The sequence below is a fragment of the Streptomyces sp. cg35 genome, assembly GCF_050410835.1.
Classification (GTDB): domain Bacteria; phylum Actinomycetota; class Actinomycetes; order Streptomycetales; family Streptomycetaceae; genus Streptomyces.
Genome location: NZ_CP191268.1, coordinates 420,798 through 446,313 on the forward strand (window position 1 = coordinate 420,798; position 25,516 = coordinate 446,313).

Below are 25,516 nucleotides of genomic sequence, written 5' to 3' on the forward strand. Positions count from 1 at the left end.
TCCGCGCGGGGTCAGGCGTCGAGAACGGCCGCGACCGCCTCGACCTCCACGAGCTGATCGTGGTAGCCGAGCACCGTGACCCCCATCAGGGTGCTCGGCACGTCGTGCTCCCCGAAGGCGTCACGGACCACTTGCCAGGCCGTCACCAGATCCGCCTGCTGTGTCGAGGCGACCAGCACCCGGGTGCTGATGACGTCCTTCAGGTCCGCGCCGGCCGCGGCGAGGGCGACCCGCATGTTCTCCACGCACTTCGCCGCCTGGCCCGCGTAGTCACCGACCGCCGCGGTCGACCCGTCCTTCTCCAGCGGGCAGGAGCCGGCGAGGAAGACGAGCCGCGCCTCGGCCGGTGCCGTGCTCGCGTACGCGTATTCGGCGACGTCCGACAGCGCGTCGGAGCGGATGAGGGTGACGGCGCGGACCATGGGCCTCGGGCCCCTTTCTGACAGCGGCAACGGGAACGACCGGAGCCGAGTCCGGTCATGTTGTCACATCACGGCTGGGCGGGCAGGGTCGCGCAGTTCGATCCCGCGGGCTCGCCGGAGAGGCGGTCGGTGAGCCAGGTGACGGCGCTGCCCTGGTCGGTGAGCAGCGGGGCGAAGTGGTTGAGCAGCGCGCGCCCGACGTCGGGCAGCCGCACCGGCTTGTACGTGACCTGTGCGCCGCGGCCGCACCAGTCGACGGCCAACTGGCGTGCCTGGCCGTGCGGTACGAGGTTGTCGCTGACGCCGGTGGCCACCCGCACGGGGCTGGCCGGCTTCATCGTGCCGATCCGCTGCTCGGCGAGGAACTCCTGGAGCCGCGGCTCGGCCTGGATGATCTCGGCGAGGGTCTTGCCGTCGTTGGTCCAGGAAGAGCTGCGTGCGGAGTTGTAGCCGAGGATCGCGTCGCCGACGCACATCGTCGAGAGATCCTTCAGCGCCGCGCGGCCCTTGTCGCCCAGGTGCGCGTCGGCGATGGCCCGCAGTTCGGGTTCGGACTGCAGGAATCCGTTGAGGGACCAGCCGAGGGCGCCGGCGAGGTCGGTCCCGTCGATGGCCTTCGTCGTCTCGGTCAGGTCGGCGGGCGGCGCCCCCGCGTACGTGCCGGAGAGGGTGACGTCGGGGGCGTACGTCGGCTGGAGTTCGGCGGCGGCCGCGGTCGCGCCGCCGCCCTGGCTGTAGCCGAACAGGCCGACGCGCGAACCGGCGGTCACGGTGGCGCCTTCGAGCGCGCGGGCGGCGCGGACGGCGTCGAGCACGGCGTGCGCCTCGTCGAGACGGTTGACGTAGGTGTGCAGGCGGTCGGTCGTGCCCAGGCCGACGTAGTCGGTGACGACGACCGCGACGCCCTTGGCCAGGAGCCGGTAGACGGCCAGGTCCTCGTATCCGACGGACACCGTCTGCCCGTTGAGGCGCAGCGGGTGTTCCAGGCCGAGCGAGGCGGCGCACTGGTCGCCCTGGCCCATGGTGCCGGGGGCGAGCGCGACGAGGGGCCGGGGGCCGTCGCCGCGCCACTTCGCCGCCGGCTCGATGTAGGCACCGGTGACCGCGGCGGCCTGGCCGTTCGCGTCGGTCGTGCGGTACATGATGCGGGTCGCCGTGCCGGGCAGCGGGCCGTGCAGCGAGGGCAGGCTGAGCGCCAGCGGGAGCGGTTCGCTGCGGATCAGCGCGCCGTTGGCGTCGGGCAGTTCGGCGGGCGGGTTGTAGAAGGCGGGGATCGTGACGCCTCGCGAGACCTCGTTCTGCGATCCGGTCGTCGCCGCGGCGGGCACGGCCTGTGCTCCGAGACAGGTGGCGGTGACGACGGCGGCGGCCAGCAGGCGGGTGGGGGCGGGCATGGCAAACCTCCTGAGTGCAGGCGGAGTCGGACTCCGGACCTGGCGGCGGACGGCCGGGATGCGGGCAGGCCGACGATGCGCGCGGCCGGTCGTCCCACCGGCCCCACGCGTCGCCGGGACCGTATCGAGGACGCCATTACCGCCGGTAGCACCCAGGAGGTTACGGTTCAGTAACTTACTTGCCGGTCAATCATGTTCACGCGTTGACGTCGAAGGGAACCCCGGACGGCAGCGCGGCGGCGAGATGGCTGGCGAAGCTCGCGTCCTTCAGGCCGAAGGTGGCGCTGCCGAAGTCGTAGGCGCTCAACTTGTCCCGCAGACCGGCCGGATACCCGTTCCAGCCGACGAGGGTCGGGAACTGCCAGGTGCCGCGGTGGTTCTCCGGGGGTTCGTCGTTGGAGTTCGCGGGGCGGAAGCAGTGGGTGCCGATGCCGTCCTTGTGGTAGACGACCTTGGGGTGGCTGCCGTCCCAGCGGATCTGGTCCCGCGGATAGATGTTGAAGTCGCCGTGGGCGGAGGTGGCGACGTACTCCGCCCGGCCGTCGCGCACCCAGACGACGACGTGCTCCCAGTCGTTGCGGTGTCCGCCGAGTCCGCTGCCGGCCACCGCCTGGTCCTTCTCGAAGTACAGGCCATATATGACGGCGCACCAGCCGTTGTTGCACTTGGAGCGCGCGTACCCATTGGTGTTGTCCAGGTCCGAGGCGTCGTGGCACTGCCCGTTGAGCGCCCCGCTCGGCTGGAGGCCGCCGTTGACGGTGCCGTCCGGCCCGATGGCGGGTGTCGGGTAGCAGCCGTCGGTGTCGTAGTCGAACGCGGGCTGGAACGTCTGCTCCGTCGCGTCGGCGTTGCCGGGCAGGGCCCCGGGCGGGGCGGCGAGGGCGGCGCCCGCGAAGGCGATCACGAGGGCGAGGGCGCCGCCGGTGGCCAGAGAGGCTCTGCGGATGACTGCGGTCGGATTCACTGGGGTCTCCTGCGTCACTGTGGGGGTCACGACAGTGATGTCATGCCCCCGACAGCAGCAGGAGACTCGCGCGTGCAACACACATGAATCCGCGGCGAATTGACGGAACCGGCGGAGGCGCGAACGGTGCACACCGGTGCGGCGGCGGATGCGCGGGGAAGGCCGCCGCACCGGAGACGGTCAGGCCGTGTGCAGGGTCAGGCCGTAGCGACCGAGGATCTCGTTGATGGGCTGGTACCAGGTCTCACCGCCGCTCGTGCAGTTGCCCCAGCCGCCGGAGGTGACGCCCTGGGCCTGGTCGCCGCTGATGAACGAGCCGCCCGAGTCGCCCGGTTCGGCGCACACGCTCGTCTTGGTCATCTGATGGACGGCGCCCTGGCTGTAGTTGACGGTCTCGTTCTTGGCGAGGACCGTGCCGCAGTGCCAGTGCGAGGTGGAACCCGAGCGGCAGATGGAGGCCCCGACGGGAGCCTCGGCCGAGCCGCGGACCAACTGGTCGGAGACGGTGCCCCAGCCCAGGACGACCGGAACGGTCCACCAGCCGCTGCCGACGTTGACCCAGGCGTAGTCGTTGTCCGGGAACGACGAGCCCTGGAAGTTGCCCACGTACGAGCCGTCCCAGCCGCTGACCGACTGACCCGCGCCGCCGCAGTGGCCGGCCGTGACGAATCCGCCCTGGACGGAGAAGCCGATCGAGCAGCGGACGTTGCCGGTGTAGTACGGGTCCCCGCCGACCGTGCCCGCCGCGAGGGTGGACGGGGCGTGGTCCGTGGTGCGCACGGTCAGGGGGCCCGCGGCGCGGGCTCGGGCGAGGAAGGACGCGACATCGTTGTCAGCCTGCTGGTCGGCGAGGACCTCGACGACGACGCGGTTGGCCTTCCAGTCGACGCGCCAACTGCTCACGCCGGCCGGGGCGCCGAGCGCGTCGATGCGCTTCTTGGCGGCGTCGAGCTGGGCGGCGCTGTGACTGACGACCTCCACGGCCGCACCGGTGGCCCGGACCTCGGCGGCCTTGGCCCTATCGGCCACGGCGACGGTCAGCCGCTCGCTCTTCGGCGTGAACCAGGACCCGGCGTAGGCGGATCCGGCCGCCTTGCGGGCCTTCTTCTCGGTGGCGGTCGCCTGCTTCTCGGCGGCCAGTCGCGCTTCGGCCTGCGGCTTCGTGAGGCCGAAGTCGTGCTGCATCGCGGTGAGCAGGCCGTCGGAGGCGGCGGCGCGCTCGGCCCGCGGGGTGTCCGCGCCGGCCGACTGGGCCGGCAGGAAACCGGCCGTGGCACAGGCTCCGGTGACCAGCAGCGCGGACAGGACGGCACGTATGGGTCTGGTACGTCGCATGGGTAGGCCCTTCGTTGTTCCCGTGTGGTGGGGGTGGAACAGCAAAGCCTGGGAGCGCTCCCGTGGCATGCCGCTGGGGAGCCTAGCGAGGGATCATGGACAGGTCCATGCCAATGGAGCGGTGTGATCCGGGCATTGTTCCGGCCCGCGCCGGCGCCCTCGGTCACGGCCCTCGGGCCTATCGGGTCCGGACGATCACAGCCGGGCACGCAGGGCGTGGGCCAGCAGGTCGGCCTGCTCGGCGGTCACTTGCTCCCGCTCAGGGCGTCGGAGCAACTCGAAGACACCGGTGCCGCGTCGGGACTCGGGGAGGTCCTGTGCGCGCGGCACGATGTGGAAGTGCACGTGGCCGAAGCCCGCCGCCTCCGCGAACTGGACGACGTACGTCTTGACGCATCCGGTCTCCTCGCGCAGTGCCCGGGAGAGCCTCACCTGCCAGCGGCCCCAGGTGGCGGCCTCCGCCTCGGTGAGGTCGTGCACAGCGGTGACATGCCGCCGCGGAAGCAGGACCAGCCAGCCCGGCAGCGCGCTGCCCAGGGCGTGGGCGACGCGCCAGTGCCGGTCGAAGGCGACGCGTTCGCGCGGCGGCAGTTCGTCGAACCGGGCCTCGGTTCCGCAGGAGTAACAGTCGCCGGAGTCAGGGGAGTCGTGCGGGGTGCCCTGTGTCATGGGTCCACGATCCCGCACGGGTTCACGCTTAGGGTGCGCCCATGACCGAGAGCATGTCGCCGGACGCAGTGGCCCAGGAACGCGCGGACCTGCTGCGCGAGCGGCTCAAGGAACGCATCTACGCCTCCCTCACCCTGCTCGCCGTCCTGGTGGGTCTGGCGCAGAGCGGCCACCCGACGCATGTCGGAGCGGTGGTCTCGGTCGCGGTCACCGCACTCGGTCTGTGGCTGGCGACGCTCGTCGCGGATCTCCAGGCGCACCCGGTGGCGCACGGCCGGATGCCCCGGCTCCCCGAGATCCGGCACACGCTGTTCACCAGCAGCCCGCTGCTGACCAGCGCGGCCGGTCCGCTGCTGCTGATCGGCCTGTCCGCGGCGGGCGTGATGGAGCTGACCACGGCGCTGTGGATCTCGGTGGGCAGCGAGGTCGCGGCGCTGGCGGCGTGGGGTTTCACCGGCGGCCGGCGGGTCGGCGCGAGACCGCTCGCCGCGCTGCTCACGGCCGCGCTCAACGCCGTGATCGGGGTGGGCGTGGTCGCGGTGAAGCTCGTCGCGGGGCACTGACGCCTGTCCGGCGGCTCGTGTCACGGGGTCCGGACCGGCCGCCGGCACGGCGCGTGTCACACGTCGGCGGGCAGGTCCAGCACCTCGCGGATCGTGCGGACCACGCCGTTCTCGGTGTTCGGCGGTGCCTGGTGGCGGGCCCGGCGGAGCACGTCAGGGTGGGCGTTGGCCATGGCGTAGGACCAGTCGGCGGCGTCGAGCATCTGCAGGTCGTTGAGGTAGTCGCCGAACACCATGGTCTGGGCGGCGGTGATGCCGAGTTCGCGCTGGAGCCGGCGTACGGCCACGCCCTTGTTCGCCGTGCGGTTCATGACGTCGACCCAGTGCTCGCTGGAGACGACGACCTGGTGGGAGTCGACGAGCGGCGCCAGGGCCGGGGCCGTGGTCCGCTCGGCGCTGCCGAAGTCGAAGAGGGCGACCTTGATCACGTCGTCGTCGACGGCGGTGGCGTCCTCGACGATGCGGTGACGGTGGTAGTACTTGCGCACCTCGGTCATGAAGCGCTCGTCGGACCGCTCCACGTAGGCGGACCGTTTGCCGCAGACGACGGCTCCCGCGTCGACCCCGCTGTCCGTGAGCTGACGCACCTCCTTGACGATCCAGGAGGCGATGGCCGGATCCAGCGGGTCGGAGCTGATCTCGGCGCCGCCGCGGACGACGTAGGTGCCGTTCTCCGCGATGTACACCATGCCGCCGTCGTCCACGGCGGCGAACTGGTCGGCGAGAGTGGCGTACTGGCGGCCGCTGGCGGGGCAGAAGACGATGCCGCGGCGGTTCAGTTCGGCGAGCAGCGGCCACAGGGAGGCCGGGACGCGTCCGTCGGCGTCCAGGAGGGTGCCGTCCATGTCGGTGACGACGAGACGGATGTCGGGGCGGTGGTGCGTGGTCAAGGTCGTTCCTCGGTACGGGAGTCGATCAGGGGGACGGAGCGGGGCGCGCCGAGCGGACGACGAGGGAACGGAGTTCCTCGACGGCACGGGTGCGGGCGCCGGTCAGTTCGGGGTCGGTCAGCGTGGTGGCGGTCACGGGGACGGGGCGCGGGTCGCGCGCGAAGTGCGCGCCGATCGCGTCGGCCAGAGCCGGGCCCCAGGCACCGCCGATGACGATCATCCGGGGGTCCACGAGGGCGACCGCGGCGGCGAGCACCCCGCCGATCGCGCGGGCCAGCACGGTCCTCGTCCGGTCGCCGTCGGCCAGGCGGTCCCGGAGCGCGGCGACGTCCACGGCGGTGGATCCGACCCGGCGCAGGCCGAGCGCGGCGAACACCTCGGTCAGCGCCATGGCCGTGCCGTCGGGGCCGACGGTGTACAGGTGGGCGATCTCCCCGGCGAACCCGTGGTGGCCGCGGCGCACCGTCCCGTCGGTCACGACGGCGCCGCCGAGCCCTTCGCCGAGGTGGAGGTAGACGAAGTCGTCGATGTCGCGCGCGCAGCCGTCGGTGTGTTCGGCGCGGGCCGCCCAGTTGACGTCGTTGTCGACGAGGACCGGTCCGGTGACGTGCGGGGCGAGCACGGCGGGCGGGTCGAGGTCGCCGATGAGGAAGGGTGCGTCGGGCAGTCGCACCAGCCGGCCCGTGGCGCGGTCGACGGGATCGGCGGCGCTGACCACCGCGTTCCGCAGGCCGCCCGGGGTCCGTCCGGCGAGCCGGCCCGCCGTTGCCGCCAGGGCGTCGGCGGCCGCCTCCGGGCCGGCCCCCGGCCCGAGTCCGACCGCTTCCCGTGCCTGTACGCGGCCGAGGGCGTCGACCGCCTCGACCGTCACCCGGTGCTGGGTGATCCCGGCGACGAGTGCCGTGCCGAGCCCCGGGGCGAGCGCGTAGTAGGAGCCGACGCGGCCCCGTCCGGTGGTCCGCTCGCCGGTGTCGACGACGAGCCCCGCCGCTCCGATGCGCTGCACGCTGTCGGAGATCGTGGGCTTGGAGATGCCGGTGCGCGCGGCGATCTCCGCGCGCGTCAGCCGGGCCTCGGACATCAGGGCACGCAGCACGTTCTCGTCGGTGAGCGCGCGGAGCATCTCCAGTGAGGGTCTCGGGGCCATGCGGACCAGTCTAGTAAGGAGTCCTGACCAAAGGGGATCCGGCTCCGCGGGGGCCCGTCGGCAAAGGCGGTCGGCCCTGACGCGTAATCCCCTTGATCGGGGCGCTGGACGCGACCTACCGTGCGGCCACCGGCCCAGCGGCGACCGACCACGTCAGGAGTGCTCTCGATGGACCGAGTCAGGGTGGACGGCGCCGTCCTTCGGTACGACGACCTCGGGCCGGCGGAGGGGGTCGTGGTCGTGCTGGTGCACGGGCATCCCTTCAACCGGACGCTGTGGCGTCCGCAGGCCGAGGCGCTGGCCGTCGCCGGGTACCGGGTGCTCGCACCGGATCTGCGGGGGTACGGGGAGAGCGATGTCACGCCGGGCAGCGTCCTGCTGTCCCGCTTCGCGGACGATGTCGCCGCGCTCCTCGACCACGTGGGAGTGGGGCGTGCGGTGGTCGGCGGGGTCTCCATGGGCGGGCAGATCGCCATGGAGTTCCATCTGCGTCACCCGCGGCGCACCCGCGCCCTCGTCCTGTCGGACACGTCCGCGCCCGCCGAGACGGCGGAGGGCAAGGCGTTCCGCAACCGGCTCGCCGACCGGCTGCTCGCCGAAGGCATGGGCGGGTACGCCGACGAGGTCATCGACAAGATGCTCGCCGCCTACAACGTGACGGCGCTGCCCGATGTCGCCGAGCACGTCCTGGGCATGATGCGGGCCACCGACCCGCGGGGTGCGGCGGCCGCCCTGCGCGGGCGGGCCGAGCGGCCGGACTACCGGGAGAGCCTGGCCGCGGCCCGGGTGCCCGCGCTCGTCGTGGTCGGCGCCGACGACGTCTACACGCCGGTCGCGGAGGCCGAGTCCCTGGCCGGGCTCGTCCCGGACGCGACACTGGCCGTCATCGAGAAGGCCGGGCACCTGCCGGGCGTCGAGCAGCCCGAGCGGTTCACCGACGTGCTGCTGGACTTCCTGCGTACGCGCTGCCCCGCTTCGTAGCGGACGCGCCGGTGCACCGCACCGCGAGCGGCCTCCTCCTCGGTGCGCGCGTGTCCCGCGGAGGAAGCTCGGCTCACACGGGATCCGTGACGGCGGCGGCCGGTGCCGGTGCTCCCTCGCGCTCGGCCCGGCGCAGCAGGGTCGCCGCGACGAGTCCTCCGGTCAGCACGGCTGCCGCGCCGACGAGTTGACCGGTCTCCAGGGCCGATCCGAAGGCCCGGGTGACCGTGCCGCGTTCGGCGGCCGAGTCCGCGGCGGCCAGGGCTGCGGGCAGCGAGGCCGCGGTCACCGGGACCAGCGCGGAGAAGCGGGCGCTGAGCACGGCACCGAGGACGGCGACGCCCAGGCCGCTGCCGAACTCGGTGACCGTGCCCTCGATGCCCGCGCCCGCGCCCGCCTTCTCGCGCGGCATGGAGCCGAGGACGGCCACGGCCATCGCCGGGTTGGCGAACGCGCAGCCCACGCCCATGAGGAAGAGCCCGGCGAGCAGCCCGCCGTATCCGTCGACGAAGCGCCCGGCGACGGCGACCGCGGCGAGCCCGCAGGCCAGCAGGGTCATTCCGAGCGCGACGGCGCCCGGGATGCCGAGCCGCGTGCTCAACCGGGCCGACAGGCCGGTGAAGTTGAACAGGACGACGGTCAGGGCGAACGGGGCGGTGCGCAGTCCCGCCTCCAACGGCCCGTAGCCCAGGACGAACTGGAGCTGCTGCGTCAGCAGGAACAGGGCGCCCCCGCTGCCGAAGGTGATGAGCAGCGCCCCGAACACCGCTCCGGTGAAGGTGCGGTTGCGGAAGAAGCTCATGTCCAGCATCGGGTGCGGGAAGCGCCGCTCCCAGACGACGAACGCGGCCAGGGCGCAGACACCGAGAGCCGCGCCCACGAGGACCTGCGGCGAGGCCCAGCCGTGGTCGGGCCCGGAGACGACGGCGTACACGAGGGCGGTCATGGCGACCGTCGACAGCAGGGCGCCGAACAGGTCGGGGCGGTGGCTCTGCTCGGCCCTGCTCTCCGGCACGAGGAAGGCGACGGCACACAGGCCGAGCACCACGACGGGCAGGTTGACGAGGAAGAGGGCGCCCCACCAGAAGTGGTCGAGGAGGACACCGCCGACGAGCGGCCCGGCGGCGAAGCCGAGGGCGTTGACCGCGGCCCAGATGCCGATGGCGCGGACTCGTTCGTCCTCGTCGAAGACCTGCACGGCGACCGCGAGGGTGGTGGTCAGCAGGAGCGCGCCGCCGACACCCATGCCCGCGCGGGCGGCGGTCAACTGGCCCGCGCTCTGGGCGAGTCCGGCCGCGAGCGAGCCGGCGCCGAAGACCGCGAGACCGCTGAGCAGCAGGCGCCTGCGGCCGTAGCGGTCGGCGGCGGCTCCCGCGGTGAGCAGCAGTCCGGCCTGTACGAGGACGTACGCGTTGATGATCCACTGGATGTCGGCCGTGCTCGCCCCGAGGTCGGCGGTGAGGGTGGGGACGGCGACGTTCAGGATGGTGTTGTCGAGGATGACGACGAGTTGCGCGAGGCAGATCACGCCGAGGATCAGCCAGCGGCGCGGGTCCTTGGGCCGGTCGGACGCGAGGGCGGGCGGCTGCTCGGCGGCGGGCGTCGCCGTCATGCGGGCTCCTTCATGGGCAGGCGCGGGGGAACACCGGGGACACCCCACAGGTTAGGTAACCCTAACCCGGACGGGTGTCCCCGGTGGAACCGCCCTGGAGCGCGCGGCACATGGGGGTGCGAACCGGCGCCGCGTGGCGCGGTGCCGGGCGCTTACGGGGTCATCCGGCCGGGACCGTCCGTGGTGCCGCGGCCGGATCGGCCGCGGGTGCGGCGAGCAGGAGCATCGCGCCGAGGCCGAGCGCCGCCACTCCGGCGAAGAACCAGAACCCCCAGGGGTGGGCGATGCCCGCGGTGACCAGCGCGCCGGTGACGAACGGTCCGGTGATCGACCCGAGCCGGCCCACCGCGGAGGCCAGGCCCAGGGCGGTGCCGCGGGTCCGGGCCGGGAAGACCTGGGCGACGTACCCGTAGATGAGCACCTGCGCCGAGAACACGAAGACGCCGGTCAGCAGGACGAGGGCGTTGAGCAGCACGCTGTTCGCGATCCGCAGGCTCAGTACGGCCAGCAGCACGGCACCGGTCGCGAACCAGATGCGGGCGACGCGGCGGATCCCGTACCGGTCGGCGACGAGTCCGGCGACGACGAGACCGATGACCGCGCCGACGTTGAGGACGAGGAGCAGCGCGATCGAGCGGGAGATCGGATAGCCCGCGCTGCGCATCAGCTGGGGCAGCCACGTGTTGAGGCCGTACACGAGCAGCAGGCCCATGAAGGAGCCGCCCCAGACGGCGAGGGTGGTGCGGCGCAGCCGGGGGCCGAGCAGGTCGCGGGCGCCGACGCGTTCGCCCTCGGGGCCGGTGCGTGCGGCGAGGAAGGCGGCGGACTCCGGCAGCCGCCACCACATCAGGGGGACGACGAGGAGCCCCGCGACTCCCCCGCCGTAGAACAGCAGATGCCAGTCGTCGCCGGCGGACAGGGCGAGGACGGAGGTGAGGACGGCGCCGACGTGGTAGCCGGTCATGGTGAAGGTGCTGGCCGCGGCCCTGCGGCGCTCGGGCAGGTTCTCGGACATGGTGGTCAGGGCGACGGGCATACAGGCGCCGAGGCCGAGGCCGGCGAGGAAGCGGAGGGCGCCGAACACCGCCACGTTCGGCGCGAGCGGCGTCACGAGGGTGAACACCGAGAACAGCAGGACCGAGCCGATGAGCATGCCGCGCCGCCCGAACCGGTCGGTGAGCGGGCCGAGTCCGGCCGCGCCGACGGCGACGCCGACCAGGGACACGGTGGCGACCGCCGTGGCGTCGGCCGGGGTGAAGCCGAGGTGGTGCGTCTTCAGCAGGGTCGGGATGGTCGCGCCGAGCGCCACCAGGTCGTATCCCTCGAGCAGGACGGTCAGCCAGCACAGCAGCGCTGTGGTGGCTCCCCGGGGAGACGTCGTCATTGCCGTACTCCTAGCGGGATGAGCGGATGGGGACGGGGAGGAGAAGCGAGGATAGGAGAGGAGACGGGGAAGACAGGGGGACGGAGGGGGACGGGGGGTCAGAACGGGTAGGGGGCGATCTCGGGGCGCACGGTGACCCACTGGGTCTCGGTGAAGGCGTCGATGTTGGCGCGGGCGCCGCCGAAGCGGGAGCCGTTGCCGGAGTCGCCGGTGCCGCCGAAGGGTGCGGCGGGTTCGTCGAGGACGGTCTGTTCGTTGATGTGGACCTTGCCGGAGCGGACGCGGTCGGCGAGGGTCATGGCGGCGCCGACGTCGCCGAGGATCGCGACCGACAGGCCGTACGGGGAGTCGTCGACGACGCGGGCCGCCTCGTCGAGGTCGCGGTAGGTGCGCACCGGGGCGACGGGACCGAAGATCTCCTCGCGCCAGGCCGGGGTGGTGTCGTCGAGGTCGGTCAGGACGGTCGGCGGGTAGTAGGGGCCGTCGGGCTTGCCGCCCGCGACGACGCGGGCGCCGGCGGCGACGCTGTCGGTCACCACCCGGTCGATGCGGGCGAGTTGGCGGGCGTCGATGATGGGGCCGAGCGCGACGTCGGCGGTCGCGGGGTCGCCGACGGGGAGAGCGGCGGCCTTCTCCGCGAGCAGGGAGAGGTAGGCGTCCGCCTGGGATTCGTGGACCAGGTGGCGACCGGTGGACATGCAGATCTGGCCCTGGTGGAGGTACGAGCCGAACGCGCCGGCCGACGCGGCCGCGGCGAGGTCGGCGCCCGGCAGCACCACGAGCGCGTTGTTGCCGCCGAGTTCGAGGTGGACGCGCTTGAGGTGGCGGGCCGCGGCCTCGCCGACCCGGCGGCCCGCGGCGGTGGAGCCGGTGAAGGAGACGACCGACACCTCGGGGGCCTCGACGACGGCCGCGCCGACCTCGGCGTCCCCGGGCAGCAGGTGCAGCAGCCCTTCGGGCAGGCCGGCCTCCTCGAAGACGCGGACGATGCTGACGCCTCCGGAGACGGCGGTGCGCGGGTCGGGCTTGAGGAGGACGGCGTTGCCGAGGGCGAGCGCGGGGGCGACCGAGCGGATGGCCAGGATCAGCGGGAAGTTGAAGGGGGCGATGACGGAGACGACTCCGGCCGGGATGCGGCGGGCGAAGGACCAGCGCGGTTCGCCGCTGCTGAGCACGTCACCGAGCGGATGCGTGGGCAGGGCCGCCGCCTCGTGGCACTCCCCCGCGGCGATCTCGGTCTCCAGCGCGGCCTTGGCGCGGGCGGAGCCGGCCTCGCGGACGAGCCAGCCTTGGACTTCGTCGGCGTGGGCGGCCCACAGGTCACCGGCCCGGCGCAGCACGGCGGCGCGTTCGGCGGGCGCGGTGCGGGCCCAGGCCCGCTGCGCCTGTTCGGCCTGCGCGGCGGCTCGGGCGACGTCCTCGGGCGTGGCGGTGCCCAGGGAGCCGAGACCTCGCCCTGTCGCGGGTTCGACGACGGGGGTGGCGCCGCCGGAGCCGGGGGTCCAGCCGCCGAGGTGGATGCGGTCGTGCCAGCGGGGGTCTTCGAGAAGGGGCATCGTCACTCCGGTGTGGTGAGGTGGGTGTCGACCTGGACGAGGCGGGGTCCGGCGGCGGCGGGAGTCTTCAACTGGGCTCGCAGTTCGTCCAGTTCGCGCACTGCGGTGGCGGGGACCCCGTATCCGGTGGCGAGCGCGGTGAAGTCGATGCCGGGGATGTCGGTGCCGGGCACGTCCGGGGTGCCGAGCAGCCGCCCGAACCAGCGCAGGGCGCCGTACGTGCCGTTGCGCAGGATCAGGAAGGTGACGGGCACCTGGTAGTGGGCGGCGGTCCACAGGGCGGTGATGCCGTAGTTGGCGGAGCCGTCGCCGACGACCGCGACGACCGGCCGGGTCGGGTCGCCGAGCGCCATGCCGACCGCGGCGGGCAGACCGAAGCCGAGACCGCCGGAAGCAGGGAAGAAGTACGAGCCCGGGTGGCGCAGGTCCATCTGCCGCCACCAGGCGGCGTTCGTGGAGGTCGACTCGACGACGTAGCGGGTGTGCGGCGGCTGGGTGTCGCGCAGGGCGGCGAAGACCTGCTCCGGGTGGAGGGCTCCGTCGGCGGTGGCGGGTTCGGGCGCGGGTATGAACTGACTGTCCCCGTGCGCCTGTTGGCGCGCGGGGAGCCGGGTGATCAGGGCGTCGAGGACGGGTCCGGGGTCGGCGACGAGGGCCTCGCCCATCGGCGCGCGGGCGGCGGCGCCCGCGTCGTCGGTGACCTGGAACAGGCGGGCGCCGTCGGGCAGATAGGGCCCCGGGACGTGCTGGTGGTAGCGGAACACGGGCGCCCCGAGGACCAGGACGAGGTCGTGTCCGGCCAGCGCGTCCGAGACGGCGCCGATCCCCGCGGGCAGGACGCCGCGCAGCAGTCGGTGCCGGTTGGGGAACGGCAGCCGGTGCGGCGACGGCGCCACCCACACGGGCAGGCCGAGGTGCTCGGCACAGGCCACGGCCCGGTCGAGGAGCCCCGCGGTGTCGAGGTCGCCGCCGAGGACGAGGACCGGGGCACGGGCTTCGCCCATCTCTCGTACGAGATCGTCCAGTTGGCCGTCGTCCGGTACGAGGCCGCGCCGCACCCGGCGGTCCAGGACGGAGGTGTCCTCGGCCTCGGCGGCCCAGTCGTCGTAGGGCACCGACAGATACGTCGGGCGGCGCTGCAGTTCGGCCTCGAAGACGGCCTGGGCGAGGGAGCGGGGCACGTCGGCGGCGCAGGCCGGTTCGCCGGCCCAGCCGACGAGCGGCCGCATCAGCTGGGTGGCCTCGACGTTGGTGAGCATCGCCTCGAGGCCGATGGCGGAGCGGACCTGCTGGCCCGCCGTGAGGACGAGCGGGGAGCGGGCGGAGACCGCGTTGGTGAGTGCGCCCATCGCGTTGCCCGAGCCGGCGGCGGAGTGCAGGTTGACCAGGACCGGGTCGCCGGTGGCCTGGGCGTATCCGTCGGCCATGCCGACCACGGCGCCTTCGTGGAGACCGAGAACGTAACGGAAGGTGTCGGGCAGCCCGGCCAGGAACGGCAGTTCGTTCGAGCCGGGATTGCCGAAGATCGTCGTCAGCCCGCGGCGCTCCAGGAACTCATGGGCGATCCGGCGTGCGGTCGGCATACAGGGTCCTCCTTGACCGGCTGTGTGCCGCAGAGCGTAGGGAGGAAGCCGACCGTGCTCCAATCAATGTTGCCGAGCAGCTTCATAGACAGGATCGATAATGCGGGACTTCGACCTCAATCTCGTCCGGACCTTCGTGCTGCTCTACGAGACGCGCAGCGTGACGGCGACCGCGGAGGCGATGCATGTCACGCAGCCCACGGTCAGTTACGGCCTGCAGAAGCTGCGCCGCCGGTTCGCCGATGAGCTGTTCCGGCGCACCGGCGCGGGGCTGGCGCCGACGACGACGGCCCGCGCGCTGTACGCGCCGCTGCACAGCGCCCTGTCGGAGATCGAGGCCGCGGTCAGCGGAGTCCGCCTGTTCGATCCGGCTACGGCGCGCGCCGCGTTCACGGTGTGCCTGTCGGACCTGGGCGAGGTCGCCCTGCTGCCGCGGGTGATGGCCGCGCTGCCGCGGCACGCGCCGGGCGCCACGCTCACGGTCCGGCACCTCGATGTCGCCCAGGTCACGGACCAGTTGGGGCGCGGCGAGATCGACGCGTTCATCGCCACACCGCCGCTCGGGTCGCCCCGGGTGGCGCGGATCCCACTGTTCTCGGAGGGGTACGTGGCCGTGGCCGCCCGGGACCATCCCCGGCTGCGCGGCCACGCGGTGGACCTGGCGGGACTGGGCGCCGAGCGGCACATCACCGTCTCGGGCCCGGCCGGTCACGACGGGCCGCGCCGCGCACTGGAGGCCCATGGGCTGCTGCACCGGGTGGCCCTCGACGTGACGCGGTTCGCGGGGCTGCCGTATCTCGTGCAGGACAGTGAACTCATCGCCATGGCGCCGAGGTTGGTGGCCCGCATGTTCGCCGCGGACCACCGGGTGCGCCTGCTGGAACTGCCCTTCGACATCGAACCGGCCCAGGTCTCTGTCTACGCCCGGCACGCCCACGCGCGCACTCCGGCCCAGCACTGGCTCGTCGACTTCCTGCGAAACACGCTTGTCGACGCCGTCGCGGACTGAGCGCCTACTGTCCGATCTGCGAGATGGCGTTGGCGAGTTGACTCATCACGTCGGTGATTCCCTGCCCCAGGGCGGTGGGAGCGATGAGCACGCCGAGCACGAGAGCGACCAGCATCGTGAAGAAGGTGTCGCCCCTCTTTCTCGGGCCGACCGGGCGCCGCAGCAGCATGAAGGCGATGACAGCCAGTAATAGTGCGACACTTACCGTGATCATCCGACGGCCCTCCCCGCTCCACCGCGGCCCCGCCACTCCTTTCCTGTGTACGGGACCGCCGGGTGCGTGTCCGCGCCTTGTGCAGGGTTGGCGCGAATATGCCCGCGGCTTCCGATCCGGGCGGCGCGCCGCCCTCGCCACGACACCGGCGCGGACTCCCGTTCCTGCTGGTGGCAGCCGTATTCGCGCTCGTCCGCCGCGGCTTTTCCGACCCCTCGGACGGTCGCGCGGACCGCCGTGGCGCGAGTGGCGCGAGGCAGGCCGAGGGTGTGGCGGGCGACAGCGCCCGCGCCGGGAGCACCGGCCCTCTCGCTCACCGGAACGGCCACGCGACGGCCGATGAGGTCGAAGAACAACCCGCCCGAGATCGCGGGAGGCTGCCGCCGCCACGCCCCGCGAGGGTGCCGCCTGGACTCGGACACCGCCGGGGGATACCGGCACCGTTCAACGAGTTCAGCAGGGCATCGCGTTACAACTCCCCCTGATTTTCGTCGAGTTGATACTGCGCCAGTCCGTGGCCGAACGACCAGTCGATCGACGCGTTCTCGGTGAGGGTGACAAGGACATTGCGAGGTTCCGTGTCCGCGTACGCGTGGGCGAGTTCCGCGATCCGCCGGTACAGCGCACGCTTCTGATCGGGCGTCCGGCCCGCGCGCAGGGTGATCCCGACGAACACGACACCGTCGTCGCGCGAGACGCCGGGGTAACCGTCGTAGCGCAGGACGCTGCGGTCGCCGTCGTGACTCGTGAGCACCTGGAACAGATCGTCCGGCGGGGAGCCGATGGTGTCGGCGAGCGCGTCGTGCACGGCGCGCCCCAGAGCGTGGAGCCGATCACTGTCGGCGTTCAGGGCGTCGATCCGGACCAGAGGCATGGGCGTACTCCTCGATGGCGAGCAATGTCTGTACATACTAGTAGTTACAGAAGGCGTGGTCCTGGACGGACCCCGACTGGCCGCGGCACATCCGGTCCGCGTAGGGTCCCCCTTTGTCCCGAACCACCAGCGGTATCGACACCGCAACGATCAGGAGCCTTGCACCGTGCCCGCACCGTCCACCGCCCCGGCGCCCATCTACGACCGTCTCGTCGACGAGCAGGGCGACGTCCTCGCCGACGTCCGCGAGGCCGCGCAGCAGGCCGAGCGCACCGCAGACGACGTCCTCGACTTCGGCCACGCCCAGGACGCCCCGCAGGCAGGCTGAGAGCGGCCCCCAAGGCCCCCGGGTCGCCCCGCACGGCGACCGGGAGCACGCTCCACGCACAGCGCCGCACCGCATTCGCCCGCATCCGCCGCCGGGAACGATCCCGGCATATCGTGCGCGCGCCGCCGTCGATCCCGACCGGCGGGCGTGAACCTGCTCACTCCATCTCGGGCGCACCCGGCGGGCTCGGCGGACATCCCCGTCGCCCCGAGCGCTCGCCGCGCGCCGCGACCGTGGCGAAGATCACCGTGTCCGACATGCCCACCCACCCACTGCGGTCGAGCGCCTCGCTCCTGCGGTCCGCGTGCATCCCCTGGCACCCGCCCGGGCCGTGACGCCCGGCCGTGACGCGGAACACCCTTCCCGTCCCTCACCCGCTCCCCCGAGGCCGCGCGCCCGCCGAAGCCGGCAGCCGGTCCCGCGGAATTGCGCCCCACGAGTGCGCGCAATTCCCAGGTCACGACCCCGTGCACGCCTATTGACTCATTTTCAAACTGGTCGGTAGCTTCAACTCACAGCGCTGAAGTCCCCTGCCTCACAAGGAACTTGGCCATGAGCCGAGCCGGTTTCGAAGGAGCAACAGATGGCGATTCGCGCGTTCAGGAAGCGTCTCGCGGCCGTGGCCGTGGCGACGGGTGCGGCGGGCCTCGGCCTGACCGTCCCGGCACAGGCGACCCCGCAGCCCCTCCCCTATGTCGCACTCGGCGACAGTTACAGCGCCGCTTCCGGCGTCCTCCCCCTCGATCCGTCCGCGAGCCTGCTGTGCGCCCGCTCCACCGCCAACTACCCGCACGTCATCGCGGAGCGGACCGGCGCCGCCCTCAAGGACGTGACGTGCGGCGGAGCCCAGACGAAGGACTTCGCCGGGTCGCAGTACCCCGGCGTCGCCCCGCAGCTGGACGCGCTCGGCGCGGACACCCGCCTCGTGACCATGACGATCGGCGGCAACGACAACAACACGTTCATCAGCACGATCCTGGCCTGCGCGTCGGCCGGGATCGCCTCGGCGGGCCAGGGTCATCCGTGCAAGTCCCTGTACGGGGACAAGTTCGGCGACGACATCGACACCAAGACCTACCCGGCGGTGAAGGCGGCGCTGCAGGCGGTCAGGAACAAGGCGCCGCAGGCCCGCGTCGCGATCCTCGGCTACCCGTGGATCATGCCGGCCAAGGCGCAGGCGGGCTGCTTCGTGAAGATGCCGATCGCGTCCGGCGACGTGCCGTACGTGCGCGACATCCAGATCCACCTCAACAGTGCGGTGCAGCGGGCCGCGGCGGAGACCGGGGCCACCTACGTCGATCTGTCCCGGGCGTCCGAGGGGCACGACGCGTGCCAGGCCACCGGGAAGCGCTGGGTCGAACCGGCGCTGTTCGGCACGAACTTCGTCCCCGTGCATCCGAACGCGCTCGGCGAGTCGGCCATGGCGGACCTCACGATCGACGCGCTCGGCCTGCGCTGACCGCGGGCGGCACCGTGGCCGGGCGCGCGGGGCGCCGCGCGCCCGGCTACGTGAAGTCGACCTCGGGGAAACGCGCCGAGGGCCCGTCGAGAAGACGGCTGTCCCGGCCGCGCAGGTGACGGTCGAAGAAGGCCTTCAGATAAGCCCGTTGGGCCGCGACCGCGCGGGGCGCGGGCACCGTGCCGACCCAGTCGGTGAGCGTCTCGCGCGGCAGATCGAGGCGGGCGGCGACCTGCGGGAGCAGCGTCGTGGCGTCGGTGTACGTGGCGTGCCGTGACCCCTTCAGGGTCAGGTCCCTGCGCCATCCGGTGCTGTGCCGCCACAACTCGCGCCAGGAGGGAACGGTGAGGCGGTCGTTGCCCTCGCTGCCCATCAGGAGCACCGGCCGGTCGGTGCCCTCGGCCGCCACTGTGGAGAGCCGGCCCTCGTCGTGGTCGTCCTGGACGTACGCGAGCACCCCGTCGAGATCGGCCGCCGCGGCGATGCGGCGGTCGTCGTGGAGTGCCTGGAGGGCCGCGAAGCCGCCGGCGGACTGGCCGAAGGCGCCGATCGGCGCCCGCCGCAGGCGCCCGTCCGCGAAGGCCCGGGTGACGGTGTCGACGACGAAGCGGAGGTCGGCGACGCGTACCGCCGCCGTCTTCTCCAGGAGCGCGGTCACCGCGGCGGGCCCCGCTTCCTGTGCCGCCGTGAACTCCGCCGGGAGCCGGCTCCCGGCCACCCGGCCGCCCGGGAACTCGACGGCCGACACGTCGTAGGTGTGGTCGATCGCGATCACCACATAGCCCCAGGAAGCCAGTTCGTCGGTGAGGGTGGTGCCCAGGCCGCGCGGGTCGAGGACGCCGGGCGAGTACAGCACCACGGGGTGCGGCGCGCTCCGGTCCAGGGGCGCCGAGGCGTGGGCGAAGGTGCGCGTGGCGGCCCAGTCGACGCGGCCCGCGGGGAGCCCGGCGAAGTTGTTGAGCCGGTCGAATCCGGCCGCTTCCCGTCTCGTCATCTGTGCGGCGCGGCGGTGCCCGGTCACGGAGCGGGCCGGGTGCCGCACGTCCACCATCAACTCCCGTACGGGACCTGCCGTCCAGGGGTCGCGTCGGGCACGGTCGACCAGGTGCAGCGCCGTCGTGCCCACCGGGCAGGGGCCCGTCGGAGCGGGCAGCCGCAGCCGTGCCCGGTCCGCCGAGGGAGCCCTGGCGGCGGCCGCCGCGGGTGTCGCGCCCAGCGCCAACAGGGCGGAGCCCGCGGCCAGTACGGAGCGGCGGCCGAGTCCGATGCGTGCGGTGGTCCCGTGTTCGTCCATGGTCCGAGGCTGGCCGGGCGCCGGGGGCCGCACCATCCGGCAGGCCCGCCGGGCGCGCTGGGGGTATCCCCCGGTACGGGTCCGCAGCGCGCCTGGGCCACATAAGGGGAGCAGCCCCTGAACGGCGCATTCCGACAGGGAGCGCGGGCGTCGGCCGCCCTACTGTGAGGCGTCGGGAACAACCAGCGGCAGGGCGGAGGCCCCGTGGGCGGCGAGCGCAGGAGACGGCACCTCTGGATCGCGGGCGCGGCGTCGCTCGGGCTGGTCGGCGCGGGGGTGGGCGCCTGGGTCGCGTTCGGCGGGCAGGAGGCCCCGCGGACCGGGCCGCTGTCGGCGGCGGAGGTCCGCTCGGCGGCCACCGGGTTCCTCGGCGCGTGGGCCGACGGCGACACCGGCGCGGCCGCGGACCGGACGAACGACGCGCGGGCGGCCGAAGCGGCACTGCGCGACTACAGGGAGCACGCCCGCCTCACGGCACGGGACCTCGTGCCGGGCACCCCCGCCGGAACGCGGGTCCCGTTCTCGGTGAAGGCCGAGTTCTCCTACGAGGGGGCCCGCGCGCCCCTGACGTACGAGACCGCGCTGACCGTGGTGCGCCGGGCCGGGGACGGGAAGGCCGTCGTGCGCTGGGAGCCCCGGGTGCTGCACCCCCGGCTCGGGCAGGGGAAGCGGCTGGTGGCGCAGCAGGCCGGGGCCGCGCCGGTGCGTGCCGTCGACCGGGACGGGCGGACGCTGGACACGCGGGCGTTCCCCTCGCTCGGCCCGGTCGTGGACGGGCTGCGGCGCACGTACGGGAAGACGGCGGGCGGTCGGCCCGGCGTCGAGCTGCGGATCGTGCCACCGGCCGCGGCCGGTGCTGACGCGGAGCCGCCGAGCGGCACGGCGCTGCTGTCCGTCCCGGAGGGCGCGCCCGGGCGGCTGCGCACGACGCTCCACGCGCGGGTGCAGAAGGCGGCCGAGCGCGAGGTCGCCCGGCGCGCCGATGCCTCGATCGTGGTGCTCAAGCCGTCGACCGGGGAGATCCTGGCGGTCGCCAACTCGCGTGCGGACGGCCCGAACACGGCCCTGGAGGGGCGGCTCGCGCCCGGCTCGACGATGAAGATGATCACGGGGTCGCTGCTCCTGGAGAAGAAGCTGGCCGACCCGGACAAGCCGCATCCGTGCCCGAAGACCGCGTCGTACGGCGGCTGGCAGTTCCACAATGTCGACGACTTCGACATCCCCGGCGGCACGTTCCGCGCCGACTTCGCGGCGTCCTGCAACACGGCCTTCATCACGCAGGCGGGCAAGCTGGCGGACGAGGAGCTGTCCCGCCAGGCCCGTGACGTCTTCGGGATCGGTGAGCACTGGTCGGTCGGTGTCACGGCGTTCGACGGGTCCGTGCCGGTCGAGCACGCCGCGTCGAAGGCGGCCCAGATGATCGGGCAGGGCGAGGTGCGGATGAACCCGCTGACCATGGCGTCGGTCGTCTCGACCGCGCGGACGGGGCAGTTCAGGCAGCCGTATCTCGTCGCGCCCTCCGTGGATCACCGCACGCTCGCCACGGCGCGGCGGACGCTCGACCGCGCCGCGCACGAGCAGCTGCGGGATCTGCTGCACACGACGGCGACGTCCGGCTCGGCGGCCGGCTCCATGCTGGGGCTGCGCGGGGACATCGGGGCGAAGACAGGGTCGGCGGAGGTCATCGGGCAGAAGGAGCCCAACGGCTGGTTCGCGGCCTGGCACGGTGACCTCGCCGCGGCCGCCGTGATGCAGCGCGGCGGCCGGGGCGGGGAGTCGTCGGGGCCGCTCGTGGCGGCCGTTCTCCGGTCGGTCGACGGGAGTCAGTGAGAGACGGCGAAGACCAGGACCGCGGTCAGGCCGAGGGCCCCGCACAGCGAGGCGGCCATGGCGATGCTGACGGCCTTCGCGACGACCGCGGTCGTGTCACCCCCTTCCTGCACGCTGCGCCGCATCGTCCACGCGGCCTCGGTGAGCAGGGCGACGCCAATGACTCCACACAGGAACACCACTACATCGATCATCCGATCATCGTCCGACGGCGACGGCCGGACCCGGCGCACGTGCCCGACGCGCCTCGCCGAGTCCGACCGATTGGCCCCGTCCGCGCACGTCACGCGGCCAGTGCGGCGAGCTCCGTCCCGGCCAGGAGGAAGCCGCCCACGCCGAAGTCGGCCGTGCTGTCGTAGGTGATCGGCTGGCTGGACTCGGGCCGGTCGCCGACCTTCTGGACGTAGCCGAGGAAACCGTCGGGGTGCACGGCCTTGCCGACGAGGCCGTTCCAGGCGCGGGCCGCGACGGGCAGCAGCGCGGCCCGGTCGACGAGTCCGGCGCGGATCGCGTACGCGGTGCCGTACAGGAAGAAGCTGGTGCCGCTCGTCTCGGGGCCCGGCAGGTGCGTCGGGTCGGCGAGGTTCACGTTCCAGAAGCCGTCGGTTCGCTGGACGGCGGCGACCGCCTCGACCAGGCGCTTGAGAGTGGCGCGGTACTCGGGGGCGTCGGGGTGCGCGCTCGGCAGCGCCTTCAGGGTCTTGGCATGGCCGCCGGCCACCCAGCCGTTGCCGCGCGACCACAGGACCGGCTTGCCGGAAGGCGCGACGATGCCGCCGGGCAGGAAGCGTTTGTCGCGGTACCAGAGGCCGGTCGCGTCGTCGTAGAGGCCGGGGCCGCCCTCGGTGTGTTTGGTGTGGCTGTAGAGGCGGTGCAGCTTCTGCGCGTACGCGGGGTCGGCGCGCAGCGCGCCGAGACGGGCGAACGGGGGCATCGCCATGTGCAGGGCGTCGTCCCACCACCAGTCGTCGTTCTTGTCGGGCTGGTCGGTGTACGTCATGCGGTGCAGGTTGGCTTCGAGGGCGGTGAGTTTCGCGTCCTCGGGTTCGGCCTCGTACAGGTCGAGGTAGGCCTGCGCTGCGCACTGGTTGTCGGCGTGGCGGGTGGTGGCGCCGCCGTTGAGGGCGTAGTCGTGCCGCTCGGCCCAGTTGCGCGCGTAGGTGAGGTAGCGGGTGTCGCCGGTCAGGCGACGCAGGGCGAGCAGGCCGCTGAAGAAGGTGGCGTTGGCCCAGAGGTTGTCGCCGGAGTCGCTGTGGGCGGCGATCCAGTGGTCGGCGACGCGGCGCAGCACCGTGACGATCTCGGTGCGGGGCGGCAGCGCCGCGGGTGGAGGAGCCGCGTGGGCCAGGGGCGCGAGCGCGGTCGTCACGGTCAGGGCGGCGGCGCCGGAGAGGAAGTGGCGTCTACGCATGTGGGGGCCTTCTCTCGGGTGCGGGTACGGGTAACGGGCGCGGATGCGGGCACGGGCGCGGCGGGAGCAGCCCTTCGGACACCACGGTCGGCGAACAGACACATCGCTTCATCGACTTCCGTGCCTCACATCCTGGTTCGGGTCAACTCGGCCACACAGAGCCGAAGTTCAGGTGTGTGAACATCGCGTATCAACGTGAATCACGGCAGGAGCAGTAAAGGACTAGGCCATGCTCACGTCAAGGCCGCGTTCGCATCCTCGTATGCTCGGGGGCACGAACGACGGATCGATCTTGGAGTGACACAGGTGACCCAGGTGGCACGACGGCCGGCCCTGACCCGGACGTGGGACCGCTTCGTGGCGTCCGACCCGGGGCTGCTGCGACTGATGGCCGGACTGCGGACCGTCGCCGCGATCGGCCTGGCCCTCGCCGTGCTCTCGCTGCTCAGAACCGATGTCACGCACATGGTCGCGGGCGCGATGGCCGCGATGGTCGGCACGTTCGCGATCCGCGAGAAGACGGTGCGCGGGCAGGCGGCCACGCTGGCGCTCGGCCTGCCGGTGGCGCTCGCGGCGATGTCGCTCGGCGCGCTGCTGCACAGCCGGGTGGTGGTGGGCGACCTGTTCTTCATCGCGCTGATCTTCGGCGCGGTTTACAGTCGCAGATTCGGCGACCGGGGCACGGCGCTCGGGCTGATCGGTTTCCAGGTCTACTTCGTGTCCCTGTTCGTGAACGCGTCGGTGGATCAACTGCCCCTCCTGTTCGGAACGTTGGCGATCGCGTTCGTGTGCAGTGCGGTGGCCCGTTTCGTGCTCGTGCCGGAGACGCCCCAGCTGGTGCTCGGGCGGCTGCGCGAGGCGTTCCGGGCGCGGCTGGCCCAGTTGGTCACCGCGCAGACACGGCTGCTCGACGCCCCGCCCGAGGAGCTCGAGGACGTCCTCGACGACCTGCGCCGGCACACGGCACGTCTGCACGAGGCGGCGCTGATGATCCAGGGCCGTCTGGAGGACGGCACCCGGGACGCGGCCACGGCCGCGCTGATCCAGCGCCGTGTCGCGGACGCCGAGGTCGCCGCCGAGCGCCTGGGCATGCTGCTCCTGAACGCGCGCAGTGCCGAGCGCGCCGACACCCTCACCCTGCACCTGCCGGGCGCGCCGGTGCCGGCCGCCGGCGCGCTGCTGCCCCGCGAGGACGAGGCGACGGCCACGCTCCGCCGCGACCTGGGCGCCCTGCACCTGATGGTGGCGCGCCCCGCCGACGCCAACCGGGGCACCGCCGTCGCCCACGTACGCAACCGTCTGCTCGGCTACCGCGACGAGGAGCGCATCCCGCCGGGGGCCACGCTCGCCGCGCAGGACGTGTTCCGCGGCATCGGTGAGGCGGCGCGCGCCGTCATGGGCCTCAGGCTCGCGCTCGACGGGCCGCAGGACGAGTCCGACGACTCCCCCGCCACGACCCGGTCACGCGAGGAGTTCGACGCGGAGGACGTGTCCATCACGGCGGAGAAGGAGGCACCCGCCGAGGAGGAGGCCGAGGAACCCGACGGGCTCAAGCGGCCGACCACCCGCGCCGCGTTCCAGGTCGCCGTCGGCTCGGCGCTCGCCATCGTCGGCGGCGAGTTCCTGTCGAGCCAGCGCTGGTACTGGGCGGTACTCACCTGCTGGGTCGTCTTCCTCAACACCGCGTCCACGGGCGAGATCGTCGTCAAGGGCTACCGACGGCTGCTCGGCACGGTCCTCGGGGTCGTCGCCGGTGTGGCGCTGGCCGGGGCGGTGGGTCACCACACCTGGCTCGCGTTCGTGCTGGTCCTGCTGTGCGTGTTCGCGATGTTCTTCACCGCTCCGCTGTCGTACGCGCTGATGTCGTTCTTCGTGACGGCGATGCTGGGCCTGCTGTACACGCTCCTGAACACCTACAGCTTCGACGTGCTCGTGCTGCGCATCGAGGAGACGGCCCTCGGCGCGGCGTGCGGCATCATCGCGGCGGTGCTGGTGCTGCCGGTGCGTACCGACAGCCGCACCGACGAACTGCTCGGCACGGTCCTGGAGCGGCTCGGCGAGGTCGTGGCGGGCGCGGTGGAGCAGCTCAGCGGCGGACCGGCGGTCGATCTCCTGGACAAGGCGCGGGACCTGGACACCGCGCTCGACGACCTGCGGGCGTCCACGCAGCCGCTGACCCATCCGATCACGCCGCTGCGCGAGCGGCGCCAGACGGCCCGCTACCTGGTGGCGCTCCTGGAGACGTCGGCCTACCACGCCCGGTCGCTGGCGGCGACCGCCGAACTCGTGCCGTACAGCAAGCGGGTGGGTGCCGATCCGCGCCTGGGCCGGGCCGCGCGGCGCATCGCCCACAACATCGACGTGCTCGTCGCGCACGTGACCGAGACGGACACGACGGGCAGCGTCGAGTCGGGCGCGAGCATCGCGGCGATGCTGGAGACCGACGGCCTCGGCGTCCCGGCCGCGAACACCGTCACGTTCCGCGTGCTGCGTCATCTGCAGCGCCTCGACGAGGGCATCACCGGCCTGGCCAGGCCCCTGGACGTGCCGGTGGGCCCGCGCAAGTAGCGAGGGCCCACCGGCCCCCGTGCGTGCGG

Annotated in this window: 23 protein-coding genes; 7 read left to right on the forward strand and 16 right to left on the reverse strand. The window is 73.0% G+C overall.

Annotated features, from left to right (window positions below):
- Nucleotides 1–11: 11 nt before the first annotated feature.
- The 5 genes from ACQUQD_RS02190 to ACQUQD_RS02210 form a co-directional block, all read right to left on the reverse strand.
- Nucleotides 12–422: a RidA family protein gene (locus tag ACQUQD_RS02190; protein ID WP_428950181.1), complete on the reverse strand. Its 411-nt coding sequence runs from the start codon at nt 420–422 to the stop codon at nt 12–14.
- A gap of 68 nt (nt 423–490) precedes the next feature.
- Complete coding sequence (locus ACQUQD_RS02195) at nt 491–1,816, reverse strand: lipase family protein (RefSeq protein ID WP_428950182.1); 1,326 nt, start codon at nt 1,814–1,816, stop codon at nt 491–493.
- A gap of 196 nt (nt 1,817–2,012) precedes the next feature.
- Nucleotides 2,013–2,780 (reverse strand): NPP1 family protein, encoded by a 768-nt coding sequence (locus ACQUQD_RS02200; protein ID WP_428950183.1) that lies wholly within the window; start codon nt 2,778–2,780, stop codon nt 2,013–2,015.
- 180 nt (nt 2,781–2,960) lie between these two features.
- Nucleotides 2,961–4,115 (reverse strand): alpha-lytic protease prodomain-containing protein, encoded by a 1,155-nt coding sequence (locus tag ACQUQD_RS02205; protein WP_428950184.1) that lies wholly within the window; start codon nt 4,113–4,115, stop codon nt 2,961–2,963.
- Nucleotides 4,116–4,310: 195 nt separating this feature from the next.
- The gene (locus tag ACQUQD_RS02210) at nt 4,311–4,784 is read right to left on the reverse strand and encodes an HIT family protein (protein WP_428950185.1); all 474 of its coding nucleotides are present in this window, start codon (nt 4,782–4,784) and stop codon (nt 4,311–4,313) included.
- A 41-nt stretch (nt 4,785–4,825) separates the two neighbouring features.
- On the opposite strand from ACQUQD_RS02210, the gene ACQUQD_RS02215 reads away from it, so the two are divergent.
- Nucleotides 4,826–5,347: a hypothetical protein gene (locus tag ACQUQD_RS02215; protein WP_428950186.1), complete on the forward strand. Its 522-nt coding sequence runs from the start codon at nt 4,826–4,828 to the stop codon at nt 5,345–5,347.
- Between the two features lie 56 nt (nt 5,348–5,403).
- On the opposite strand, the gene ACQUQD_RS02220 is transcribed toward ACQUQD_RS02215, so the two are convergent.
- On the reverse strand, nt 5,404–6,237 hold the full coding sequence (locus ACQUQD_RS02220; RefSeq protein ID WP_428950187.1) for a Cof-type HAD-IIB family hydrolase: 834 nt from the start codon (nt 6,235–6,237) through the stop codon (nt 5,404–5,406).
- A 25-nt stretch (nt 6,238–6,262) separates the two neighbouring features.
- Entirely contained in the window at nt 6,263–7,384 is a 1,122-nt protein-coding gene (locus tag ACQUQD_RS02225) for an ROK family transcriptional regulator (protein WP_428950188.1), read from the reverse strand.
- A gap of 168 nt (nt 7,385–7,552) precedes the next feature.
- Here ACQUQD_RS02225 and ACQUQD_RS02230 point away from each other — a divergent pair, with 168 nt between their 5' ends.
- Nucleotides 7,553–8,365, forward strand: coding sequence for an alpha/beta fold hydrolase (locus tag ACQUQD_RS02230; protein ID WP_428950189.1), 813 nt, complete (start codon nt 7,553–7,555; stop codon nt 8,363–8,365).
- Nucleotides 8,366–8,438: 73 nt separating this feature from the next.
- On the opposite strand, the gene ACQUQD_RS02235 is transcribed toward ACQUQD_RS02230, so the two are convergent.
- From ACQUQD_RS02235 to mdlC, 4 genes are all read right to left on the reverse strand, one after another.
- Nucleotides 8,439–9,977, reverse strand: a complete 1,539-nt coding sequence (locus ACQUQD_RS02235) for an MFS transporter (RefSeq protein WP_428950190.1) — start codon at nt 9,975–9,977, stop codon at nt 8,439–8,441.
- 160 nt (nt 9,978–10,137) lie between these two features.
- Complete coding sequence (locus ACQUQD_RS02240) at nt 10,138–11,361, reverse strand: MFS transporter (RefSeq protein WP_428950191.1); 1,224 nt, start codon at nt 11,359–11,361, stop codon at nt 10,138–10,140.
- A gap of 98 nt (nt 11,362–11,459) precedes the next feature.
- Nucleotides 11,460–12,917 (reverse strand): aldehyde dehydrogenase family protein, encoded by a 1,458-nt coding sequence (locus ACQUQD_RS02245; protein WP_428950192.1) that lies wholly within the window; start codon nt 12,915–12,917, stop codon nt 11,460–11,462.
- Between the two features lie 2 nt (nt 12,918–12,919).
- Nucleotides 12,920–14,500, reverse strand: coding sequence for a benzoylformate decarboxylase (gene mdlC / locus ACQUQD_RS02250; RefSeq protein ID WP_428950193.1), 1,581 nt, complete (start codon nt 14,498–14,500; stop codon nt 12,920–12,922).
- 100 nt (nt 14,501–14,600) lie between these two features.
- On the opposite strand from mdlC, the gene ACQUQD_RS02255 reads away from it, so the two are divergent.
- On the forward strand, nt 14,601–15,509 hold the full coding sequence (locus ACQUQD_RS02255; RefSeq protein ID WP_428950194.1) for a LysR family transcriptional regulator: 909 nt from the start codon (nt 14,601–14,603) through the stop codon (nt 15,507–15,509).
- A 4-nt stretch (nt 15,510–15,513) separates the two neighbouring features.
- Here the strand turns inward: ACQUQD_RS02255 and ACQUQD_RS02260 are convergent, their stop codons facing one another.
- Together ACQUQD_RS02260 and ACQUQD_RS02265 are read right to left on the reverse strand one after the other, a co-directional pair.
- A complete protein-coding gene (locus tag ACQUQD_RS02260; protein WP_428950195.1) occupies nt 15,514–15,723 on the reverse strand; it encodes a hypothetical protein in 210 nt (69 codons plus the stop codon).
- A gap of 469 nt (nt 15,724–16,192) precedes the next feature.
- Entirely contained in the window at nt 16,193–16,597 is a 405-nt protein-coding gene (locus ACQUQD_RS02265; protein WP_428950196.1) for a tautomerase family protein, read from the reverse strand.
- 166 nt (nt 16,598–16,763) lie between these two features.
- On the opposite strand from ACQUQD_RS02265, the gene ACQUQD_RS02270 reads away from it, so the two are divergent.
- Entirely contained in the window at nt 16,764–16,925 is a 162-nt protein-coding gene (locus ACQUQD_RS02270; RefSeq protein ID WP_428950197.1) for a hypothetical protein, read from the forward strand.
- Between the two features lie 583 nt (nt 16,926–17,508).
- Nucleotides 17,509–18,384, forward strand: coding sequence for an SGNH/GDSL hydrolase family protein (locus ACQUQD_RS02275; protein ID WP_428950198.1), 876 nt, complete (start codon nt 17,509–17,511; stop codon nt 18,382–18,384).
- 46 nt (nt 18,385–18,430) lie between these two features.
- Here the strand turns inward: ACQUQD_RS02275 and ACQUQD_RS02280 are convergent, their stop codons facing one another.
- Nucleotides 18,431–19,678 (reverse strand): hydrolase, encoded by a 1,248-nt coding sequence (locus tag ACQUQD_RS02280; protein ID WP_428950199.1) that lies wholly within the window; start codon nt 19,676–19,678, stop codon nt 18,431–18,433.
- 204 nt (nt 19,679–19,882) lie between these two features.
- Here ACQUQD_RS02280 and ACQUQD_RS02285 point away from each other — a divergent pair, with 204 nt between their 5' ends.
- Complete coding sequence (locus ACQUQD_RS02285; RefSeq protein ID WP_428950200.1) at nt 19,883–21,508, forward strand: penicillin-binding transpeptidase domain-containing protein; 1,626 nt, start codon at nt 19,883–19,885, stop codon at nt 21,506–21,508.
- On the opposite strand, the gene ACQUQD_RS02290 is transcribed toward ACQUQD_RS02285, so the two are convergent.
- Together ACQUQD_RS02290 and ACQUQD_RS02295 are read right to left on the reverse strand one after the other, a co-directional pair.
- The gene (locus tag ACQUQD_RS02290; RefSeq protein ID WP_428950201.1) at nt 21,502–21,702 is read right to left on the reverse strand and encodes a hypothetical protein; all 201 of its coding nucleotides are present in this window, start codon (nt 21,700–21,702) and stop codon (nt 21,502–21,504) included. The two genes, ACQUQD_RS02285 and ACQUQD_RS02290, sit on opposite strands and share 7 nt — an antisense overlap.
- 89 nt (nt 21,703–21,791) lie before the next feature.
- Nucleotides 21,792–22,919: a glycoside hydrolase family 88 protein gene (locus ACQUQD_RS02295; RefSeq protein ID WP_428950202.1), complete on the reverse strand. Its 1,128-nt coding sequence runs from the start codon at nt 22,917–22,919 to the stop codon at nt 21,792–21,794.
- Nucleotides 22,920–23,306: 387 nt separating this feature from the next.
- On the opposite strand from ACQUQD_RS02295, the gene ACQUQD_RS02300 reads away from it, so the two are divergent.
- The gene (locus ACQUQD_RS02300; RefSeq protein WP_428957427.1) at nt 23,307–25,487 is read left to right on the forward strand and encodes an FUSC family protein; all 2,181 of its coding nucleotides are present in this window, start codon (nt 23,307–23,309) and stop codon (nt 25,485–25,487) included.
- Nucleotides 25,488–25,516: the final 29 nt, after the last annotated feature.

Bases quoted from the DNA above. Each gene is read 5' to 3' on its own strand.
- ACQUQD_RS02230 (WP_428950189.1), top strand. From the start codon at position 7,553: ATGGACCGAGTCAGGGTGGACGGCGCCGTCCTTCGGTACGACGACCTC.
- ACQUQD_RS02210 (WP_428950185.1), bottom strand. From the start codon at position 4,784: ATGACACAGGGCACCCCGCACGACTCCCCTGACTCCGGCGACTGTTAC.
- ACQUQD_RS02225 (WP_428950188.1), bottom strand. From the start codon at position 7,384: ATGGCCCCGAGACCCTCACTGGAGATGCTCCGCGCGCTCACCGACGAG.
- ACQUQD_RS02195 (WP_428950182.1), bottom strand. From the start codon at position 1,816: ATGCCCGCCCCCACCCGCCTGCTGGCCGCCGCCGTCGTCACCGCCACC.
- ACQUQD_RS02295 (WP_428950202.1), bottom strand. From the start codon at position 22,919: ATGCGTAGACGCCACTTCCTCTCCGGCGCCGCCGCCCTGACCGTGACG.
- ACQUQD_RS02240 (WP_428950191.1), bottom strand. From the start codon at position 11,361: ATGACGACGTCTCCCCGGGGAGCCACCACAGCGCTGCTGTGCTGGCTG.
- ACQUQD_RS02280 (WP_428950199.1), bottom strand. From the start codon at position 19,678: ATGGACGAACACGGGACCACCGCACGCATCGGACTCGGCCGCCGCTCC.
- ACQUQD_RS02235 (WP_428950190.1), bottom strand. From the start codon at position 9,977: ATGACGGCGACGCCCGCCGCCGAGCAGCCGCCCGCCCTCGCGTCCGAC.
- ACQUQD_RS02255 (WP_428950194.1), top strand. From the start codon at position 14,601: ATGCGGGACTTCGACCTCAATCTCGTCCGGACCTTCGTGCTGCTCTAC.
- ACQUQD_RS02245 (WP_428950192.1), bottom strand. From the start codon at position 12,917: ATGCCCCTTCTCGAAGACCCCCGCTGGCACGACCGCATCCACCTCGGC.
- ACQUQD_RS02275 (WP_428950198.1), top strand. From the start codon at position 17,509: ATGGCGATTCGCGCGTTCAGGAAGCGTCTCGCGGCCGTGGCCGTGGCG.
- ACQUQD_RS02300 (WP_428957427.1), top strand. From the start codon at position 23,307: ATGGCCGGACTGCGGACCGTCGCCGCGATCGGCCTGGCCCTCGCCGTG.
- ACQUQD_RS02260 (WP_428950195.1), bottom strand. From the start codon at position 15,723: ATGATCACGGTAAGTGTCGCACTATTACTGGCTGTCATCGCCTTCATG.
- mdlC (WP_428950193.1), bottom strand. From the start codon at position 14,500: ATGCCGACCGCACGCCGGATCGCCCATGAGTTCCTGGAGCGCCGCGGG.
- ACQUQD_RS02290 (WP_428950201.1), bottom strand. From the start codon at position 21,702: ATGATCGATGTAGTGGTGTTCCTGTGTGGAGTCATTGGCGTCGCCCTG.
- ACQUQD_RS02190 (WP_428950181.1), bottom strand. From the start codon at position 422: ATGGTCCGCGCCGTCACCCTCATCCGCTCCGACGCGCTGTCGGACGTC.
- ACQUQD_RS02205 (WP_428950184.1), bottom strand. From the start codon at position 4,115: ATGCGACGTACCAGACCCATACGTGCCGTCCTGTCCGCGCTGCTGGTC.
- ACQUQD_RS02265 (WP_428950196.1), bottom strand. From the start codon at position 16,597: ATGCCTCTGGTCCGGATCGACGCCCTGAACGCCGACAGTGATCGGCTC.
- ACQUQD_RS02215 (WP_428950186.1), top strand. From the start codon at position 4,826: ATGACCGAGAGCATGTCGCCGGACGCAGTGGCCCAGGAACGCGCGGAC.